Annotated in this window: 16 protein-coding genes; 5 read left to right on the plus strand and 11 right to left on the minus strand. The window is 63.6% G+C overall.

The features are described 5' to 3' along the window. Nucleotides 1-3 precede the first annotated feature (3 nt). From rlmF to CAG00_RS13905, 5 genes are all read right to left on the minus strand, one after another. Nucleotides 4-957: a 23S rRNA (adenine(1618)-N(6))-methyltransferase RlmF gene (gene rlmF, locus CAG00_RS13885; protein ID WP_085664519.1), complete on the minus strand. Its 954-nt coding sequence runs from the start codon at nt 955-957 to the stop codon at nt 4-6. 179 nt (nt 958-1,136) lie between these two features. Further along, entirely contained in the window at nt 1,137-3,983 is a 2,847-nt protein-coding gene (locus CAG00_RS13890; protein WP_085664520.1) for a valine--tRNA ligase, read from the minus strand. Nucleotides 3,984-4,192: 209 nt separating this feature from the next. Continuing rightward, a complete protein-coding gene (locus CAG00_RS13895) occupies nt 4,193-4,558 on the minus strand; it encodes a hypothetical protein (protein ID WP_013971096.1) in 366 nt (121 codons plus the stop codon). Between the two features lie 5 nt (nt 4,559-4,563). After that, nucleotides 4,564-4,995 (minus strand): DNA polymerase III subunit chi, encoded by a 432-nt coding sequence (locus tag CAG00_RS13900; protein ID WP_085664595.1) that lies wholly within the window; start codon nt 4,993-4,995, stop codon nt 4,564-4,566. A 49-nt stretch (nt 4,996-5,044) separates the two neighbouring features. Next, complete coding sequence (locus CAG00_RS13905) at nt 5,045-6,538, minus strand: leucyl aminopeptidase (RefSeq protein WP_085664521.1); 1,494 nt, start codon at nt 6,536-6,538, stop codon at nt 5,045-5,047. A gap of 301 nt (nt 6,539-6,839) precedes the next feature. Here CAG00_RS13905 and lptF point away from each other — a divergent pair, with 301 nt between their 5' ends. After that, nucleotides 6,840-7,955, plus strand: coding sequence for an LPS export ABC transporter permease LptF (lptF, locus tag CAG00_RS13915; RefSeq protein WP_025337841.1), 1,116 nt, complete (start codon nt 6,840-6,842; stop codon nt 7,953-7,955). Then, the gene (lptG, locus tag CAG00_RS13920) at nt 7,948-9,009 is read left to right on the plus strand and encodes an LPS export ABC transporter permease LptG (protein WP_025337842.1); all 1,062 of its coding nucleotides are present in this window, start codon (nt 7,948-7,950) and stop codon (nt 9,007-9,009) included. Before lptF ends, lptG begins: the two co-directional genes overlap by 8 nt. Nucleotides 9,010-9,193: 184 nt before the next feature. On the opposite strand, the gene CAG00_RS13925 is transcribed toward lptG, so the two are convergent. The 6 genes from CAG00_RS13925 to gcvH all read right to left on the minus strand — a co-directional run bounded on the left by CAG00_RS13925 (nt 9,194) and on the right by gcvH (nt 16,267). Next, nucleotides 9,194-9,682, minus strand: coding sequence for an RDD family protein (locus CAG00_RS13925; protein ID WP_075043880.1), 489 nt, complete (start codon nt 9,680-9,682; stop codon nt 9,194-9,196). Between the two features lie 91 nt (nt 9,683-9,773). Next, nucleotides 9,774-9,986, minus strand: coding sequence for a cold-shock protein (locus CAG00_RS13930; RefSeq protein WP_003257941.1), 213 nt, complete (start codon nt 9,984-9,986; stop codon nt 9,774-9,776). Nucleotides 9,987-10,342: 356 nt separating this feature from the next. Further along, the gene (gcvT, locus tag CAG00_RS13935; protein ID WP_085664523.1) at nt 10,343-11,464 is read right to left on the minus strand and encodes a glycine cleavage system aminomethyltransferase GcvT; all 1,122 of its coding nucleotides are present in this window, start codon (nt 11,462-11,464) and stop codon (nt 10,343-10,345) included. Nucleotides 11,465-11,491: 27 nt separating this feature from the next. Beyond that, nucleotides 11,492-12,868, minus strand: coding sequence for an L-serine ammonia-lyase (locus CAG00_RS13940; RefSeq protein WP_015269079.1), 1,377 nt, complete (start codon nt 12,866-12,868; stop codon nt 11,492-11,494). Nucleotides 12,869-13,016: 148 nt separating this feature from the next. After that, nucleotides 13,017-15,872: an aminomethyl-transferring glycine dehydrogenase gene (gene gcvP, locus CAG00_RS13945; protein ID WP_085664524.1), complete on the minus strand. Its 2,856-nt coding sequence runs from the start codon at nt 15,870-15,872 to the stop codon at nt 13,017-13,019. Between the two features lie 11 nt (nt 15,873-15,883). After that, entirely contained in the window at nt 15,884-16,267 is a 384-nt protein-coding gene (gcvH, locus tag CAG00_RS13950) for a glycine cleavage system protein GcvH (RefSeq protein WP_003257943.1), read from the minus strand. A gap of 473 nt (nt 16,268-16,740) precedes the next feature. Between gcvH and CAG00_RS13955 the strand changes: the two genes are divergently transcribed. From CAG00_RS13955 to CAG00_RS13965, 3 genes are all read left to right on the plus strand, one after another. Then, complete coding sequence (locus tag CAG00_RS13955) at nt 16,741-18,798, plus strand: carbon starvation CstA family protein (RefSeq protein ID WP_025337847.1); 2,058 nt, start codon at nt 16,741-16,743, stop codon at nt 18,796-18,798. Between the two features lie 13 nt (nt 18,799-18,811). Next, complete coding sequence (locus tag CAG00_RS13960; RefSeq protein ID WP_003257949.1) at nt 18,812-19,015, plus strand: YbdD/YjiX family protein; 204 nt, start codon at nt 18,812-18,814, stop codon at nt 19,013-19,015. A 108-nt stretch (nt 19,016-19,123) separates the two neighbouring features. Next, complete coding sequence (locus tag CAG00_RS13965; RefSeq protein ID WP_085664596.1) at nt 19,124-20,470, plus strand: cache domain-containing protein; 1,347 nt, start codon at nt 19,124-19,126, stop codon at nt 20,468-20,470. The last annotated feature ends 15 nt before the right edge of the window (nt 20,471-20,485 follow it).

A 20,485-nucleotide genomic window follows, 5' to 3' on the forward strand; every position in this document is an offset into this window, starting at 1 on the left:
TTTTCATGCCTGGGTTTTACGCCTGGCGTGCCAGGCTTGGCGTGCGGCGTCGTCGTGGAAGCTCCAGGCGACCATGCGGCTCTGCTTCTGCCCTTGGCCCATTTCACTGATGCGCACGGCCTTGGCGCCCGCTTTCCTGAGCGCAGCCTCGATCCCCGGCAGGTTGCTGGCCTTGGACACCAGGCTGGTGAACCACAGTACCCGCTCGGCGTACTGCACGCTTTCGCTGACCAGTTGGCTGACAAAGCGGATTTCGCCGCCTTCGCACCACAGTTCGTTGTTCTGGCCGCCGAAGTTGAGCACCGGCAACTTGCGCTTGGGGTCCTGCTTGCCGAGGTTCTTCCACTTGCGCTGGCTGCCACGGGTGGCTTCGTCGCGTGAGGAATGGAAGGGCGGGTTGCACAGGGTGAGGTCGAAGCGTTCGCCCTCCTGCAGCAGGCCGCTGAGGATGTGTGCACGGTTGGCCTGCTGGCGCAGGGTGATGGCCTTGCCCAGGCCGTTGGCCTGGACGATGGCCTTGGCCGAAGCCAGGGCCACGGGGTCGATGTCCGAGCCGAGGAAGCGCCAGCGGTAGTCGCTGTGGCCCAGCAGCGGGTAGATGCAGTTGGCCCCCACGCCGATGTCCAGCGCCCGCACCTGGGCGCCCTTGGGGATCTCGCCGGCATTGTCGTCGGCCAGCAGGTCGGCGGCCACGTGAATATAGTCGGCGCGGCCGGGAATCGGCGGGCACAGGTAGTCTGCGGGGATATCCCAGTGCTGGATGCCGTACTGGGCCTTCAGCAGGGCACGGTTGAACACCCGCACGGCCTCGGGGTTGGCGAAGTCGATGCTGGGTTTGCCGTGGGGGTTGGTGATGGTGAAGCGCGCCAGGTCAGGGTGGGCCTTGATCAGGCTGGGGAAGTCGTAGCGGCCCTGGTGGCGGTTGCGCGGGTGCAGGGTGGGTTTGTTCGGGGTCATGGCAGTGTCCAGCCCTATACGAGCGGTGGCTGATAGAGCCTGGGGCTGCTTTGCAGCCCTTTCGCGACACAAGGCCGCTCCTACAGAATAGCGGCGCCCTTCAGACCGGCGCCGTCCCTGTAGGAGCGGCCTTGTGTCGCGAAAGGGCCGCAAAGCGGCCCCAGCTTTTTCTCTAGTGATTAAAGCGCTGCAATCCGCGCATGCTGCTCGGTGAAGTTGGCCAGGGCCTGTTCGGACTCGGCCAGCTTGGCGCGTTCCTTCTCGATCACGGCAGGTGGTGCCTTGTCGACGAAGGCGGCGTTGGAAAGCTTGCCACCCACGCGAGCCACTTCACCCTGCAGGCGCTGGATTTCCTTGTTCAGGCGCGCCAGCTCGGCATCCTTGTCGATCAGGCCGGCCATTGGCACCAGCACTTGCAGGTCACCGACCAGGGCGGTGGCTGACAGCGGGGCTTCGTCGGCATCGCCCAGTACGGTGAACGATTCGACCTTGGCCAGCTTCTTCAGCAGGGCTTCGTTTTCCTGCAGGCGACGCTGGTCGTCGGCGTTGGCGTTCTTCAGGAACAGCGGCAGCGGCTTGCCCGGGCCGATGTTCATTTCGGCGCGGATGTTGCGCAGGCCGACCATCAGCTCCTTGAGCCACTCGATGTCGCCTTCGGCGGCAGCATCGATGCGGCTTTCATTGGCCACCGGCCATGGCTGCAGCATGATGGTCTTGCCTTCGATGCCGGCCAGCGGCGCGATGCGCTGCCAGATTTCTTCGGTGATGAACGGCATGAACGGGTGTGCCAGGCGAAGCGCCACTTCCAGCACGCGCACCAGGGTGCGGCGAGTGCCACGGGCGCGCTCGACCGGGGCGTTCTCGTCCCACAGCACCGGCTTGGACAGCTCCAGGTACCAGTCGCAGTACTGGTTCCAGATGAACTCGTACAGCGCCTGGCTGGCCAGGTCGAAGCGGAACTGCTCCAGCTGGCGGGTCACTTCGGCTTCGGTACGCTGCAGCTGCGAGATGATCCAGCGGTCGGCCAGCGACAGCTCGTAGGCTTCGCCGTTCTGGCCGCAATCCTCGCCCTTGTCCAGCACGTAGCGGGCGGCGTTCCAGATCTTGTTGCAGAAGTTGCGGTAGCCTTCGACGCGGCCCATGTCGAACTTGATGTCGCGGCCGGTGGAGGCCAGCGAGCAGAAGGTGAAGCGCAGGGCGTCGGTGCCGTAGCTGGCGATACCTTCGGGGAACTCGGCCTTGGTCTGCTTGGCGATCTTCTCGGCAAGCTTGGGCTGCATCATGCCGCTGGTGCGTTTTTCCAGCAGGGCGTCGAGGGTGATGCCGTCGACGATGTCCAGCGGGTCCAGCACGTTGCCCTTGGACTTGGACATCTTCTGGCCCTGGCCGTCACGTACCAGGCCGTGCACGTACACGGTCTTGAACGGTACCTGCGGGGTGCCATCCTCGTTCTTGATCAGGTGCATGGTCAGCATGATCATGCGCGCAACCCAGAAGAAGATGATGTCGAAGCCGGTCACCAGCACGTCGGTGGAGTGGAACTTCTTGAGGAACTCGGTCTGTTCCGGCCAGCCCAGGGTAGAGAAGGTCCACAGGCCCGAACTGAACCAGGTATCGAGTACGTCGTCGTCCTGGCGCAGGACCACGTCGGCGCCCAGGTTGTGCTTGGCGCGCACTTCTTCCTCGTTGCGGCCGACATAGACCTGGCCGGCCTCGTCGTACCATGCCGGGATGCGATGGCCCCACCACAGCTGGCGGCTGATGCACCAGTCCTGGATGTCACGCATCCAGGAGAAGTACATGTTCTCGTACTGCTTGGGCACGAACTGGATGCGGCCATCTTCCACGGCGGCGATGGCAGGTTCTGCCAGCGGCTTGGTTGAAACGTACCACTGGTCGGTCAGCCATGGCTCGATGACGGTGCCCGAACGGTCGCCTTTCGGCACTTTCAGCGCGTGGTCGTCGATGCTCACCAGCAGGCCCTGGGCATCCAGGTCGGCGACGATCTGCTTGCGCGCGACGAAGCGGTCGAGGTTGGCGTATTGGGCCGGCAGGCGGGTGTCCACCTGCTCGTTGACGCTGCCGTCGAGGTTGAAGGCCTGCGCGCTGGCCAGCACGAAGGCGTTCTTGTCGAAGATGTTCAGCAGCGGCAGGTTGTGGCGCTTGCCGACTTCGTAGTCGTTGAAGTCGTGGGCCGGGGTGATCTTCACGCAGCCGGTACCGAACTCGGGGTCGCAGTAGTCGTCGGCGATGATCGGGATGCGGCGGCCGACCAGCGGCAGTACGACGAACTTGCCGATCAGTGCCTGGTAGCGCTCGTCGTTCGGGTTGACCGCCACGGCGGCGTCACCCAGCAGGGTTTCCGGACGGGTGGTGGCGACTACCAGGTAGTCCTTGCCTTCGGCGGTCTTGGCGCCGTCGGCCAGTGGGTAGCGCAGGTTCCACAGGTGGCCCTTCTCGTCGTGGTTTTCCACTTCGAGGTCGGAGATGGCCGTGTGCAGCTTGGTGTCCCAGTTGACCAGGCGCTTGCCACGGTAGATCAGGCCGTCTTCATGCAGGCGCACGAAGGCTTCCTTGACCGCTTCGGACAGGCCGTCGTCCATGGTGAAGCGCTCGCGGCTCCAGTCGACCGACGAGCCCAGGCGGCGGATCTGACGGCTGATGTTGCCACCGGACTGGTCCTTCCATTCCCAGACCTTTTCCAGGAACTTTTCGCGGCCCAGGTCATGCCGGTTCTGGCCCTTGGCCTCGAGCTGGCGCTCGACCAGCATCTGGGTGGCGATACCGGCGTGGTCGGTGCCTGGCTGCCACAGGGTGTCGCGGCCTTGCATGCGGCGGAAACGGATCAGGGCGTCCATGATCGCGTTGTTGAACCCGTGGCCCATGTGCAGGCTGCCGGTCACGTTCGGCGGCGGGATCATGATGGTGTAGGACTCGCCTGCACCTTGTGGGGCGAAATAGTTCTCGGACTCCCAGGTGTTGTACCAGGAAGTTTCGATGGCGTGCGGCTGGTAGGTCTTATCCATGCGCGGCGGGACCCTGTGCATTTATTCGGGAAAGCCGGGAAGTATAACCAAGCTGGGGGCCGCAGGCGACAAGCTGCTGCTATCTGGCAGGCAGGGACGGCCTATTCGCGGGTAAACCCGCTCCCACAGGAGCTGCGCAAGCTTTGAGACTTGCGCCGGTCCTGTGGGAGCGGGTTTACCCGCGAAGAAGGCACCGCCGAATTTCGGTTTTACTCGGAACGCTTGATCAACCGCTCGATCCGCGCATCCAGCCGGCGCTTGATCTCGTTCTCGATGTGCGGGGTGAAGTCGTTGATCACGTCCTGCATGATCATCTGCGCCGCCGCACGCAGTTCGCTTTCCAGGTGCAGCAGGGTGTCCTGGCGGCGGGTCTGCGGGTCATCTTCGGGTTCGGCAGCTACCGGTTCGGCCGCAGGCACATGGTTGCCGGGCGCTTCTTCCAGCAGCAACGGGATCTGCTCCACCGTCTCGGTCAGCAGCGGCGGTTGCAGGTCGGCGTCGCCAAGCAACTGGCGTATCGACTCGAGGTCATCGAGCAGATGGGCGGAATCGGGCAGGGGGGAGGGCTTGTCCATCGTCGTCAAAGTCGCTGTAAGCGGTGGTCTTGCAGAGCATAGCCCTGTTCACGGTAGAAACGGAATCGGTCACGGGCCGATTGGCGGATGCCAGGCTCTTCAACGACTATTTCGGCCACCCGCTCGAACTGGCCGACGAAGGCCGGTACGCCGGCGCCCAGGTTGATCAACAGGTCGTGGTGGTCGCCTGCACTGTCGGCGGCCAGGCCCAATGCCACGCTGGCATCGGCATGTACCTCCGCGAGGTCGTGGGGCACGAAGGCCTCACCCTTGAAGCGCCACAGGCGTTGGTCCAGCTCGCTGCGCTGCTCGGCGTCCTGGCAATGCAGGTAGACCCGGTGGCCAAGGCGCCAGGCCTTTTCGCACAGCTTGCAGGCGAAATCGAGCCGCGCCGACAGCGAGTCGGTGGGCAGGATGTAGAAATCGACTTTGCTCATGGTGGTATCGCCGGCCGGTGGCGCGCGGGGCGCCACCGGCTTCATGGCGTCAGGCGCCAGCGCGGTCCAGCAGGTACTGGGTCAGCAGGGGCACAGGGCGGCCAGTGGCGCCCTTGTCCTTGCCACCGCTGACCCAGGCGGTGCCGGCGATGTCCATGTGCGCCCAGTCGTAGGCCTTGGCAAAGCGCGACAGGAAGCAGCCGGCGGTGATGGTGCCGGCCTTCGGTCCGCCGATGTTGCCCATGTCGGCGAACGGGCTGTCCAGCTGCTCCTGGTACTCATCGAACAGCGGCAGCTGCCAGGCACGGTCGTCGGCGCGCTTGCCGGCGTCGAGCAACTGGCCGACCAGGTCGTCGTTGTTGCCCATCAGGCCGGTGGTGTGGCTGCCCAGGGCGACGATGCAGGCACCGGTCAGGGTGGCGATGTCGATGACTGCCTGCGGCTTGAAGCGCTCGGCGTAGGTCAGGGTGTCGCACAGCACCAGGCGGCCTTCGGCGTCGGTGTTGAGGATTTCCACGGTCTGCCCGCTCATGGTGGTGACGATGTCACCCGGGCGGGTGGCGCCGCCGCTCGGCATGTTCTCGGCGCAGGCCAGCAGGCACACCAGGTTGACCGGCAACTGCAGCTCGAGCACCGCACGCAGGGTGCCGAGCACGCTGGCGGCACCGCACATGTCGTACTTCATTTCGTCCATGCCGGCACCAGGCTTGAGGCTGATGCCGCCGGTGTCGAAGGTAATGCCCTTGCCCACCAGCACGAATGGCTTGTCCGCCTTCTTGCCGCCCTGGTAGTTGAGCACGATCAGGCGTGGTGGCTGGTCGCTGCCCTGGCCGACGGCGTAGAACGCGCCCATGCCCAGGTCCTTGATCTTCTTCTCGTCCAGCACTTCGACTTTCAGCGCCTTGTGCGTCTTGCCCAGGTCCTTGGCCTGTTCGGCCAGGAAGCTTGGGTGGCACAGGTTGGGCGGCAGGTTGCCCAGGTCGCGGGTGAAAGCCATGCCGGTGGCGATGGCGCTTGCATGCTTGACGGCACGCTCGACCTCGGCCTGGCCGGCCTTGTCGGCCAGCAGGGTGACCTTCTTCAGGGCGCGCGGCTCGGCCTTCTGGCTCTTGAAGCGATCGAACACGTATTCGCCGTCGAGCAGGGTTTCGGCCAGCAGGCGGTACTTGCCATAGTGGGCATCGCGGTTGCTGACCGCGATGTCGTCCAGGGCCAGCACTGCGTCAGCGCCGTTCAGGCCCTTGAGCACGCCGGCGACGCTGGCGACCAGTTTGCGCCAGGCGCGGTCGCCCAGGGCTTCGTCCTTGCCGCTGCCCACCAGCAGCACGCGCTCGGCCTTCAGGCCCGCGAGGTTCTGCAGGAGCAGGGTCTGGCCCGGCTTGCCGGCCAGGTCGCCACGCTTGAGCACGGCACTGATGGCGCCCTCGCTGGCCTGGTCGACAGCCTTGGCCACGGCGCCGAGCTTGCGGTTTTCACCTACCGGGAGGACCAGGGTGGCGGTTTTTACGGATGCAGCAGCTACGCTTTTTACAACCAGTTCCATGTCAGGATCCCCGAATGATCGATACAGTCGGCGCTGTGTGTTCCAGCGCTCTGGACAGGCCTGGCCGCGTCGTCGCGCGCCAGCGGAAAAGCTGCCAGTTTGAGCCTGCGGCAAGCGTGCTGACAACCCCGTTATGCGCCTTCATGCGCGGCGAAGTGACAGGGGCGGTCAATCACAGGATAATGCGCGCACTTTACATGGAGGTTCGCCTTTGGCGAACCGGCATTGGTCTTGGCTGTACTAAGTCATTGTCTGGCGCCATTGCTTGGCAGTCCGCCCTGACAACCCAGGAGTGTCTGGTTTGATCGTCTTTCGTTATCTGTCCCGCGAGGTCCTGGTGACCTTGAGCGCCGTCAGCGCCGTGCTGCTGGTGATCATCATGAGTGGGCGCTTCATCAAGTACCTGGCCCAGGCTGCCCAGGGTGTGCTCGACCCGAGCGTGCTGTTCCTGATCATGGGCTTCCGTCTGCCGGGCTTCCTGCAGCTGATCCTGCCTCTGGGGCTGTTCCTCGGCATTCTCCTGGCGTACGGGCGCCTGTACCTGGAAAGCGAGATGACCGTGCTGTCGGCCACCGGCATGAGCCAGCAGCGCCTGCTGGGCCTGACCATGGCACCGGCCGCCCTGGTCGCCCTGCTGGTGGCCTGGCTTAGCCTGAGCCTGGCGCCGCTGGGTGTTGCCCAGGTGCAGCAGATCATCAGCCAGCAGGATGCCCTGACCGAGTTCGACACCCTGGTGCCGGGCCGCTTCCAGACCCTGCGCGACGGCTCGCGGGTGACCTACACCGAAGAGCTGTCGGACGACCGCATCAACCTGGCCGGGGTGTTCATTTCCGAGAAGCGCTTCAACCAGGACAAGACCAAGGACCGCGCCCCGTCGGTGCTGGTTGCCGAAAAAGGCCACCAGGAAATCCAGGCCGACGGCAACCGCTATCTGGTGCTGGAAAACGGTTACCGTTACGACGGCAACCCGGGCCAGGCCGATTACCGTGCAATCAAGTACGACACCTACGGCGTGCTGCTGCCCAAGCCGGAAGTCGCCGAGGAAGTGACCGATCGCGAAGCCATCCCCACTTCCGAGCTGATCGGCAAGAAAGGCCTGCGTGAGCGCGCCGAGCTGCAATGGCGGCTGTCGCTGCCGATCCTGGTGTTCATCGTCACCATGCTGGCGGTGCCGCTGTCCCGGGTCAACCCGCGCCAGGGCCGCTTCCTCAAGCTGCTGCCGGCAATTCTTCTGTACATGGCCTACCTGACAATGCTGATTTCCGTACGTGGCGCCCTCGAGAAGGGCAAATTGCCGATCGCCCTGGGCATGTGGTGGGTCCACGGCCTGTTCCTGCTGATCGGCCTGGGCCTGATGTACTGGGAGCCGCTGCGTCTCAAGCGCGCCGCCCGTCGTGCGGAGGTGGCCCATGGGTAAGCTCGACCGCTACATCGGCCAGAGCGTGCTGCTGGCCATCCTCGCCGTGCTGGGGATCATCCTCGGCCTGGCTTCGCTGTTCGCCTTCATCGACGAGATGAGCGACCTGAGTGACACCTACACGGTGATGGAGGCGGGCAACTTCGTCCTGTTGACCGCACCGCGGCGGCTGTACGAAATGCTGCCGATGGCCGCCTTGATCGGCTGCCTGATTGGTCTGGGCAGCCTGGCCAGCAGCAGCGAACTGACCATCATGCGTGCTGCCGGGGTTTCCATCGGGCGCATCGTCTGGGCGGTGATGAAGCCGATGCTGGTACTGATGCTGGTCGGCCTGCTGATCGGCGAGTACGTGGCGCCGGTGACCGAGAACAAGGCCCAGGCCGACCGTTCCCTGGCCCAGGGTGGTGGTGATGCGCAAAGCTCCAAGCGCGGCATGTGGCACCGCCAGGGCGAGGAGTACGTGCACATCAACGCCGTGCAGCCCAACGGCCTGCTGCTGGGCGTGACCCGTTACCGCTTCGACAGCGAGCGCAAGATCGTCACCTCGAGCTTCGCCCGCCGTGCACAGTACCAGGACGACCACTGGATGCTCAGCGACGTGCGCACCACCTTCTTCCGTGGCGACCACACCGAAGTGGTGACCGCGCCGCAGGAGCGCTGGGACGTTTCGCTCACGCCGCAGCTGCTCAATACCGTGATCCTGGCGCCGGAGTCGCTGTCCATCACCGGGCTGTGGGACTACATCCACTACCTGTCCGACCAGGGCCTGAACAATGCCCGTTACTGGCTGGCGTTCTGGACCAAGGTATTGCAGCCGATGGTGACCGCGGCGCTGGTGCTGATGGCCATTTCCTTCATCTTCGGCCCGCTGCGTTCGGTAACCCTTGGCCAGCGCGTGTTCACCGGTGTACTGGTGGGCTTCGTGTTCCGCATCGCCCAGGACCTGCTGGGGCCTTCGAGCCAGGTGTTCGGCTTCCCGCCGCTGCTGGCGGTGGTGATCCCGGCAGGCATCTGCGCGCTGGCCGGTGTGTGGTTGTTGCGCCGGGCAGGTTGATGGCCTGAGCTGTACAAAAAAAAGCCGGCCTCAGGGTCGGCTTTTTCATGGGTGTTCGGCTGTGCTGGCCCCTTCGCGGGTAAACCCGCTCCCACAGGAATCGCACCGGCCGTGATGCCTGTGCTGTACCTGTGGGAGCGGGTTTACCCGCGAAGAGGCCGGAGCAGGCAATACAGGTCTCAGTTCATTTCTTCTGCTTCGGCACCCGCACCAGCTGGCTTTCCGAATAGATGTCATGCCAGCCCCGCTGGCGCTTGTCGATCAAAACCCAGAAAAACCCCAGCCCCAGGCACAGCCACGAGGCAATCGACACCACGAAGCGCAGCAGCGCCTGCCACAGGCTGATGGCTGTGCCATCGGCGTTCTGCACCCGCACGCCCCACACCTGCATGCCCAGGGTCTGCCCGCCATGGGTCCAGAACTTGGCAAAGAAACCGAACAGGACGAACAGCAACACGGTGGACAACAGCGGGTCGCCGTCCAGTGCGCCAGCCTCGGTCAGCTCACGCATGCGGGCTTCGCCGATGATCGCCATCTGGATCATCTTGTAGGCACCGGCGGTCACGATCAGCAGCGCCGTGCACAGCAGGAAGTCGTAGAACATCGCCGCCAGGCGCCGGCCCAGGCCGACCGGCGGAAAATCACCCTGGGGTGTGAGCAGAGGCTTGGACATGCAAAACGGCTCCAGAAGACGAAGCCGCTATTCTACGGGCAAAAAAAAGCCCCTGCACTTGGCAGGGGCTTTTCTCGAAGTCGGGTTCGGCTTAGCCGGCGACCTGAACTTTGTCAGCCTGCATGCCTTTCTGGCCCTGGACTGCTTCGAAGGTGACCTTCTGGCCTTCTTTCAGGCTCTTGAAGCCGTTACCTTCGATAGCGCGGAAGTGCACGAACAGATCCGGACCGCTTTCTGGGGTGATGAAGCCGTAACCTTTTTCGTCATTGAACCACTTGACGGTACCGTTCTGACGCTCAGCCATTGTCTTATTTCCTATGAAGCTTGAATTTTGATGACAGTTTCTTTTGCAATAAAGGAAGCAAAAGATTACTGGGCTGGGTTGCAGGAAAGTAAGAGACGTCGAACGGGTTGTAGCAGATTGCGGCTACTGGCCCAGGTCACGAACTGTTGCGACCCATGCAAACACAGTGCAGTGACTCTACGCCAACTCCCGAGCGAAAAACAAGCCCTTGGTCGTATGGAAAATCGGCCGTTTGCCGATAACCGACCGATTTGTCGGAAACGGCATGGCGCCTGGCCTGGCGCCATGTTCAAAAGTTATTGGACAGGTTCGAAAACGAATATGTCGAACCTGCCCGCAACCTTCACAAAGCGGCTTCAGCCCCGGTAGTAACGTTGTGCCACGAAAGGCATTTTGCTGACTTTCAAGGCAACCTTCTTGCCGCGCACCACGGCAAACAATGAGGTGTCGATAGCGCTATGTTCACTATCGATATAACCCATTGCTACAGGTGCACCGAGTGTCGGGCCAAAGCCGCCGCTGCACACTTTGCCTACAGGTTTATCGTGTGCATCGACAATATCCGCGCCTTCACGTACTGGGGTACGCTCCTGCGGCAACAGGCCCACACGTTTGCGCGCCACACCATCGCGCTGATGAGCGAAGATGGCCTCGGCACCCGGGAAACCGGCGGCACGCGCGCCATCGGCACGGCGAACCTTGGAAATGGCCCACAACAGGCTGGCTTCCACCGGCGTGGTTTCGGTGTTCATGTCGTGGCCATACAGGCACAGGCCGGCTTCCAGGCGCAGTGAGTCACGCGCACCCAGGCCGATCGGCTGTACTTCCGGCTCGGCCAGCAGGCGGCGGGCCAGGGCTTCGGCGGCATGTGCCGGTACCGAGATTTCGTAGCCGTCTTCGCCGGTGTAGCCCGAGCGGCTGACGAAGCAGTCTTCACCCAGCAGTTTCACCGGGCGGAACTGCATGAAGGTCATGCCGGCCACTTCCGGGGCCAGGCGCTCCAGCACCTTGACCGCCGCCGGGCCTTGCAGGGCCAGCAGGGCGCGCTGCTCGAACAGCGGTTGTACCTCGCAACGGCTGCCGATGTGCGCTTGCAAGTGGGCCAGGTCCTGGTCCTTGCAGGCGGCGTTGACCACCAGGAACAGCGTGTCGTCGCCCAGGTTGGCGACCATCAGGTCGTCGAGGATGCCGCCTTGCTCATTGGTGAACATGGCATAGCGCTGCATGCCCACCGGCAGGTCGATGATATCCACCGGCACCAGGCTTTCCAGGGCCTTGGCGGCATCGCTGCCGCGCAGGGTGATCTGGCCCATGTGCGAGACATCGAACAGGCCGGCCTGCTCGCGGGTGTGCAGGTGTTCCTTGAGCACGCCCAACGGGTACTGCACCGGCATGTCATAGCCGGCGAACGGCACCATGCGCGCACCCAGTTCCAGGTGCAGGGCGTGCAGTGGGGTCTTGAGCAGTGTTTCGGACATCGGTGACTCCTTGCTGTTGTTGTCGGGTCAACATTCGATGATGTTGACGGCCAGGCCGCCACGGGCGGTCTCTTTGTATTTGCTTTTCATGTCGGCGCCGGTCTGGCGCATGGTGCGGATGACCTTGTCGAGCGACACGTAGTGCTGCCCGTCGCCGCGCAAGGCCATGCGCACCGCGTTGATCGCCTTCACCGAGCCCATGGCGTTGCGCTCGATGCAAGGCACCTGGACCAGCCCGCCAATCGGGTCGCAGGTCAGGCCCAGGTTGTGTTCCATGCCGATTTCGGCAGCGTTTTCCACCTGTTGCACGGTGCCACCCATCACCTCGCACAGCGCCCCGGCGGCCATCGAGCAGGCCACGCCGACCTCGCCCTGGCAGCCTACTTCGGCGCCGGAGATGGAGGCGTTTTCCTTGTACAGGATGCCGATGGCCGCGGCGGTGAGCAGAAACCGCACCACCCCGTCCTCGTTGGCTCCCGGTACGAAGCGCATGTAGTAATGCAGCACCGCCGGGACAATGCCCGCCGCGCCGTTGGTCGGCGCGGTGACCACACGCCCGCCGTAGGCGTTTTCCTCGTTCACTGCCAGGGCATAGAGGTTGACCCAGTCGAGTACCGACAGGGCATCGCGCAGGCTGGCTTCCGGGTTGCGGCTCAGTTGGCGGTACAACGCCGGTGCCCGGCGCTTGACCTTGAGCCCGCCCGGCAGGATGCCTTCATGCTGGCAACCGGCTTCGACGCAGTCCTGCATCACCTGCCAGATGCGCAGCAGCCCGGCACGGGTTTCCGCCTCGGGGCGCCAGGCCGCCTCGTTGGCCAGCATTACCTGGCTGATCGACAGGTTTTGCCCGGTGCAATGGCCGAGCAGCTCCTTGGCGGTCTTGAACGGGTAGGTCAGCGGTGTGCTGTCCTCGACGATGCGGTCGTGGCCGGCAGCGTCCTGGTCGACCACGAAACCGCCGCCCACCGAGTAGTACTCGCGGCTGCGGATTTGCAGGCCGGCCTCGTCGAAGGCGCGGAAGATCATGCCGTTGGGGTGGTAGTCCAGCGGCTTGCGAATCATCGCCAGGTGCTGCTTTTCGATGAACGCGATGCTGTGCTCGCCGAGCAGGTTCAGCCGACCGCTGTCGCGGATGGCCTGCAGGCGGGCAGGGATGGTGTCGGTGTCGATGACATCGGGGTGTTCGCCTTCAAGGCCCAGCAGCACGGCCTTGTCGCTGCCGTGGCCCTTGCCGGTGGCGCCGAGCGAGCCGTACAGCTCGGCCTTGACGCTGACCGTGCGGGCGAGCAGGCCATCACGGCGCAGCCCTTCGGCGAAGCGCGCGGCGGCGCGCATCGGGCCGACCGTGTGCGAGCTGGAGGGGCCGATGCCGATCTTGAACAGGTCGAAGACGCTCAAAGACATGGTGACCTCCTGCCAGGTTGATTGGGCGGACGGTGAACCCTGTGGGAGCGGGTTTACCCGCGAATGCGGCGGTAGAGCCACCATCGCATTCGCGGGTAAACCCGCTCCCACAGGCCGCCACCCAAGCCAGATGGCGGGGGAAGGGCTATCAGGCGTCCTGATAGCTCTCGATCGACGGGCAGGCGCACACCAGGTTGCGGTCGCCGAACACGTTGTCGACCCGGCCGACCGGTGGCCAGTACTTGCCTTCCACCAGGCTCGGCAGCGGGTACACCGCCTGATCGCGGCTGTAGCCATGGGCCCATTCGCCAACCAGCTCGGCCGCAGTGTGCGGGGCGTTCTTCAGCGGGTTATCGTCCTTGTCCAGGCTACCGTTCTCGACCGCGCGAATTTCTTCGCGGATCTGGATCATCGCGTCGCAGAAGCGGTCCAGTTCTTCCTTGGACTCGCTTTCGGTCGGTTCGATCATCAGCGTGCCCGCCACCGGGAAGGACATGGTCGGGGCGTGGAAGCCGAAGTCGATCAGGCGCTTGGCCACGTCGTCGACGCTGATGCCGCTGGTGTCCTTCAGTGGGCGCAGGTCGAGGATGCACTCGTGGGCCACCAGGCCATTGCCGCCGGTATACAGAACAGGATAGTGCTCTTCCAGGCGACGGGCGATGTAGTTGGCGTTGAGGATCGCCATCTGCGAGGCACGCTTGAGACCGGCACCGCCCATCATGCGGATGTACATCCAGGTGATCGGCAGGATGCTGGCGCTGCCGAACGGCGCGGCGCAAACCGCGCCCTCGGTGTTTTCCAGCTGCGCGTGGCCGGGCAGGAACGGCGCCAGGTGCGACTTGACGCCGATCGGGCCGACGCCCGGGCCGCCACCGCCGTGCGGGATGCAGAAGGTCTTGTGCAGGTTCAGGTGAGATACGTCGCCGCCGAACTTGCCCGGGGCGCACAGGCCGACCATGGCGTTCATGTTGGCGCCGTCGATGTACACCTGGCCACCGTTGTCGTGGATGATCGCGCAGATTTCGCCGATCGCTTCCTCGAACACGCCGTGGGTCGACGGGTAGGTGATCATGATCGCGGCCAGGCGCTCGCGGTGCTCGATGGCCTTGGCGCGCAGGTCCTCGACATCGACGTTGCCGCGGGCATCACAGGCGGTGACCACCACGCGCATGCCGGCCATGTGCGCGGTTGCCGGGTTGGTGCCGTGGGCCGACGACGGGATCAGGCAGATGTCGCGGTGGCCTTCGCCACGGCTGCGGTGGTAGGCGCGGATGGCCAGCAGGCCTGCGTACTCGCCCTGGGAGCCGGCGTTGGGCTGCAGCGACACGGCGTCATAGCCGGTGGCGGCGCAGAGCATGGCTTCCAGCTCGGTGGTCATCTGCAGGTAGCCCTGGCTCTGCTCGGCCGGGGCGAACGGGTGCAGGTTGCCGAACTCGGCCCAGGTGACCGGGATCATTTCGCTGGCGGCGTTCAGCTTCATGGTGCACGAGCCCAGCGGGATCATGCTGCGGTCCAGCGCCAGGTCCTTGTCGGCCAGGCGGCGCAGGTAGCGCATCAGCTCGGTTTCGCTGTGGTAGCGGTTGAATACCGGGTGGGCGAGGATGGCCGACTGGCGCAGCAGGGCGGCAGGCAGCAGCGAGCCGGTGCTGGCGGCCAGGGCGTTGAAGTCCGGCTGGGCCTGGTCGCCACCGATCAGCTGCCACAGGGCCTCGACATCGGCCTGGCTACTGGTTTCGTCCAGCGACAGGCCCACGTGGGCGGCGTCGATCTGGCGCAGGTTGATGCCCTGGGCGCGCGCCCTGTCATGCAGGCTGGCAGTGGCACTGCCGGTGGCCAGGGTCAGGGTGTCGAAGGCGCTGGCGCCCACCACCTTCACGCCCAGCGTCTTCAGGCCGGCGGCCAGGATCGCGGTCAGGGCATGGGTACGTTCGGCGATGCGCTTGAGGCCGGCCGGGCCGTGGTATACGGCGAACATGCTGGCGATGTTGGCCAGCAGCACCTGGGCGGTGCAGATGTTGCTGGTGGCCTTTTCGCGGCGGATGTGCTGCTCGCGGGTCTGCATGGCCAGGCGCAGGGCGGTCTTGCCGAAGCGGTCGATCGACACGCCGACCAGGCGGCCCGGCATGTCGCGCTTGAACGCGTCACGGGTGGAGAAGTAGGCCGCGTGCGGGCCACCGAAGCCCAGTGGCACGCCGAAGCGCTGGGCGCTGCCGATGGCCACGTCGGCGCCGAACTCGCCCGGCGGGGTCAGCAGGGTCAGGGCCAGCAGGTCGGCGGCCACGGCGACCAGGGCGTTGGCGGCGTGGAAGCGCTCGACCACTTCGCGGTAGTCGAACACTTCACCGTTGCTGGCCGGGTACTGCAGCAGGGCGCCGAAGAAGGCGCTGACATCGCCCAGCTCGCGCTCGTCGCCGACCACGATCTCGATGCCCAGCGGCTCGGCACGGGTGCGCAGCACGTCGAGGGTTTGCGGGTGGCAGTGCACGGAGGCGAAGAAGGCGTGGCTGGCCTTGTTCTTCGACAGGCGCTTGCAGAAGGTCATGGCCTCGGCCGCAGCGGTGGCTTCGTCGAGCAGGGAGGCGTTGGCGATCGGCAGGCCGGTCAGGTCGTTGATCAGGGTCTGGAAGTTCAGCAGCGCTTCCAGGCGGCCTTGGGAGATTTCTGGCTGGTACGGGGTATAGGCGGTGTACCAGGCCGGGTTTTCCAGCAGGTTGCGCAGGATCGGCGCCGGAGTGTGGGTGTTGTAGTAGCCCTGGCCGATGTAGCTCTTGAACAGCTGGTTCTTGCCGGCGATGGCTTTGAGCGCGGCAAGCGCGTCGGCTTCGCTCTGGCCGTCGTGCGAGCCGAGCACGCTGGTGCCTTTGATGCTGTCGGGAATGACCGCGGCGGTCATGGCTTCCAGCGAGTCGAAGCCGAGGGCGGCCAGCATGGCCTGCTCGTCAGCGGCGCGCGGGCCGATGTGGCGGGCGATGAATTCGTTGGCGGTGCCGAGGTTGATGGTCATGGCGGGGTTCCTCAGGCGTCGTCGTTGGCTTTGATCAGGCGGTCGTAGGCGTCCTGGTCGAGCAGGGCGGCCACGGCGCTGGCGTCGGCGGGAATGAAGCGGAAGAACCAGCCTTCGCCCATCGGGTCTTCGTTGACCAGTTCCGGGCTGTCTTCGAGCTGGTCGTTGATCTGGACCACTTCGCCGGTCAGGGGCATGTACACACCGCTGGCGGCCTTGACCGACTCGACGGTGGACGCTTCGCTGCCTTTCTCATACTGCTGCAACTCTGGCAGTTGCACGAAAACCACATCGCCAAGGGCGTTCTGGGCGTAGGCGGTGATGCCCACGGTGACGCTGCCATCGGCTTCGACGCGCAGCCATTCGTGATCTTCAGTGAAACGCAACTCGCTCATGGGGAATCCTCGGGAAGCAGGGCGTTAGGCGCAGTGGCTCCGCGCTCTTGGGGTTGGGATTCCCTTAGCAAAAATGCGGCCAATCGTTAAAAATCGTTATAAATCAATATGTTAGTTATTTTGCGTAATCATTTTGTCATTCTTGTGGAATGAAAACGCTACAGCGGGTGGGGGATGGAAAAGGGTTTGGGGATCAAACCCTTGCACAGCCGTATCCGAATGGATGTGTATCGATTTGAATACGCTGTATTTAAATCAATACGACCCTGGCTGCAGGGCGCGAGTTTCAGCCGCCAGCCCTTCAGGCAGCCCTTTTTGCGATGCCCGGTCTACGTAGTTCTACGTAGATCGCGCCCGTAGTACTGCGAATTTTCTTGTGGACCCAGGATGGCGAAAGTGTCGCCGTCCTTATCCGGACACATACAACAACAAAAGCCGTCGCAGGTTTACCACCCGCGACAGGAGAAAATTCGATGACCACACTGGCTACCCGAATTGCCTGGTTTGCCGTTGCCTTGCTTGGTGCATTTGCGCTGGGCACGCTTGCCCTACGCAGGGGCGAAGCCATCAACGCCCTCTGGATCGTGACCGCAGCAGTTGCCATCTACCTCATTGCCTACCGTTACTACAGCCTGTTCATCGCCAACAAAGTGATGCAACTGGACGCCGCACGCGCCACGCCCGCCGTACTCAACAACGACGGCCTGGACTACGTACCGACCAACAAGCACATTCTCTTCGGGCACCACTTTGCTGCCATTGCCGGCGCGGGCCCTCTGGTTGGCCCGGTGCTCGCAGCACAAATGGGCTACCTGCCCGGCACGCTCTGGCTGATCGCCGGTGTGGTCCTGGCGGGTGCTGTCCAGGACTTCATGGTGCTGTTCATCTCCACCCGTCGCAATGGTCGCTCCCTGGGCGAACTGGTACGCGAAGAGATGGGCTCCATCCCCGGTACCATCGCCTTGTTCGGTGCCTTCCTGATCATGATCATCATCCTCGCGGTGTTGTCGCTGATCGTGGTCAAGGCGCTGGCGGAGAGCCCCTGGGGCATGTTCACGGTAATGGCCACGTTGCCGATTGCAGTGTTCATGGGCGTCTACATGCGCTACCTGCGCCCAGGGCGTATCGGTGAGATCTCCGTGATCGGCGTGGTCCTGCTGCTGGCGTCCATCTGGTGCGGTGGCCTGGTCGCCGCCGACCCAGTCTGGGGGCCTGCGTTCACCTTCACCGGGTTGCAGATTACCTGGATGCTCATCGGCTATGGCTTCGTTGCCGCGGTACTGCCCGTATGGCTGATCCTGGCGCCACGGGACTACCTTTCGACCTTCCTCAAGATCGGGACCATCGTCGCCCTGGCAATCGGCATCCTGGTCATCGCCCCCGACCTGAAAATGCCAGCCGTTACCCACTTCATCGATGGCACGGGCCCGGTCTGGAAGGGCGCCCTGTTCCCCTTCCTGTTCATTACCGTGGCTTGCGGCGCGGTGTCTGGCTTCCACGCGTTGATCAGCTCGGGTACCACACCCAAGCTGTTGGCCAATGAAAGTCATGCCCGTTACATCGGCTACGGCGCGATGCTGATGGAGTCCTTTGTCGCGATCATGGCCATTGTCGCGGCATCGGTCATCGAACCTGGGATCTACTTCGCCATGAACAGCCCGGCCGCCGTGGTGGGTGGCGATGTCGCGACCGTGGCGGCTACCGTGAGCAGCTGGGGCTTCACCATAACGCCGGAGATCCTGCAACAGACTGCCGCCGACATTGGCGAGCACACCATCCTGGCTCGCGCCGGTGGAGCGCCGACCTTGGCCGTGGGGATTGCCCAGATCCTCCACCAGGCGCTGCCAGGTGAGAACACCATGGCGTTCTGGTACCACTTTGCAATTCTCTTCGAGGCACTGTTCATCCTCACTGCCGTCGATGCCGGCACCCGTGCGGGGCGCTTCATGCTGCAGGACCTGCTCGGCAATTTCGTGCCGGCACTGAAGAAGACCGACTCCTGGACGGCGAACCTGATCGCTACCGCAGGTTGCGTGGCCATGTGGGGCTGGCTGCTGTACCAAGGGGTGATCGACCCGCTGGGTGGCATCAACACCCTGTGGCCGCTGTTCGGCATCTCCAACCAGATGCTGGCCGGGATCGCGCTCATGCTCGGCTGTGTGGTGCTTATCCGCATGAAGCGTCAGCGATACGTCTGGGTTACCTTGATTCCAGCCGTCTGGCTGCTGATCTGCACCACTACGGCTGGTCTCATCAAGCTGCTGGACAAGGACCCCTCGATGGGCTTCCTGGCGCTTGCCAAGAAGTACAGTGATGCTGCCGCTGCAGGCCAGGTACTGGCGCCTGCGAAGGATCTGATGCAAATGCAGCACGTAGTGTTCAATGCCTATACCAACGCGACGCTGACAGCACTGTTCCTGTTGGTGGTCCTGAGCATTCTTTGTTTTGCCGTGAAGGTTGGGCGCCGTGCCTGGGTCATGCCCGAGCGCACCGACAAGGAATCACCGTTCCAGCCACAGCCGGACGCCTGAGGGGGCGCCCGGAATGTTCAATGACCTGAGCAAGATGGGTAAGTACCTGGGGCAAGCCGCCCGGATGCTGGTCGGCATGCCAGACTACGACGCCTATGTGGAGCACATGCAGCTCAAGCACCCGGAAAAACCGCTGATGTCCTACGAGGCGTTTTTCCGGGAGCGACAGGAGGCACGTTACGGTGGTGGGAAGGGACGCCCTGTTCGTTGCTGCTGAGCGCTGACAAGCCCAGGCAGGCGCAACGTTCATCGTGGTGCTCTCGCATTGGAGGGCCGGCAGCAGGCATAGTGCTGCTGCCGGCCCGCTCCTGCATTGGAAATGACCATGCAACTCAAGCACAAGATCGTCACCCTCAGTGTGCTTCCACTCATCCTTTCGGTCCTGTTCATCTGTGTCCTCGTGTTTGCCCAGAGCCGCAAGCTGGAGGAGGAACAGGCACGCCTGGTTGAAAGCAGCATCATGGCAGCAAAGAAGGCCGAGTTGAAAAACTACCTGGGCCTGGCGATGAGCCTCATCGCGCCGTTGTATGAAGGCAGCACCGATGATGAAGCAACTCGGCAGCGTGCACTGGAGATCCTGTCCCAAGCCAACTTCGGCCTCGACGGCTACTTCTTCGTGTACGACCAGCAGGGCAAGAACCTGATGCACCCGAGGCAGTCCGAGCTGGTTGGCAAGCAACTCATTGCGCTGACCGACAAGAACGGGCTGCCGGTCATCCAGGCGCTACTCAAGAGCGCCAGGGAGGGTGATGGATACCAGCTGTACGACTGGCAGAAGCCTTCTTCCGGGCAGATTACCGGGAAACTGTCTTATGTCGTGATGCTGGACCGTTGGGGCTGGATGCTTGGCACAGGCATATACATCGACGATGTGGAGGTGGCGACCCGCAAGTCCCGGCAAGAAGTCGCTACCGGGGTACTGACCACGGTTCTGGCGATCGCCTCGTTCTCGTTGATTGCCGTACTGGTGATTTTTACCGGTGGCCTGATGCTGAACGTCAGTGAACATCGCCTGGCGGACCGAAAGCTTTCCACGCTCAACCAGCGGATCGTGAACCTGCAGGAGGAGGAGCGCTCGCGGGTTTCGCGTGAACTGCATGACGGGATCAGCCAGGAGCTGGTGTCGATCAAGTTCCAGTATGAGCTGGCCGCTATCGAACTGGCCAACGGCCGAAGCGAGGGCCTGGAGAACCTGCGCAAAGGTACTTGCAGACTTGGCGCGGCGATCGGTGAGATACGCCGCATTTCCCATGATCTGCGCCCCTCGCTTCTGGACACGTTGGGGTTGTCGCCTGCCATTGAGCAACATGTCAGTGAGTTCGAGCAACGTACTTCGATTCACACTCAGTATGAATGTGGAATGGATGCGGCGGACATCGATACCAGCCTCAGGTTGACGCTGTTCCGCATCATTCAAGAGGCCCTGGCGAACGTGGAACGTCATGCCAAAGCCACTGCAGCGATCGTTTCCGTCACGCAACAGCAGGGCATGATCGTGTTGCGTGTCGAGGACAACGGGGTAGGGTTCGACACCCGCGCAGCAGACGAATGCCACGGTATCGGCCTGAGGAACATTCGCGAACGAGTGGAGCACCACTCGGGTAGCGTCAACATTGCATCCTCTTACGGCCGTACCGAACTACAGGTGCAGATACCGGTTACGATCAGCTGAGCAGCTTTGCCACTC

It is taken from the genome of Pseudomonas sp. B5(2017), from assembly GCF_002112825.1.
In the GTDB taxonomy this organism is placed as follows: Bacteria; Pseudomonadota; Gammaproteobacteria; order Pseudomonadales; family Pseudomonadaceae; genus Aquipseudomonas; species Aquipseudomonas putida_Z.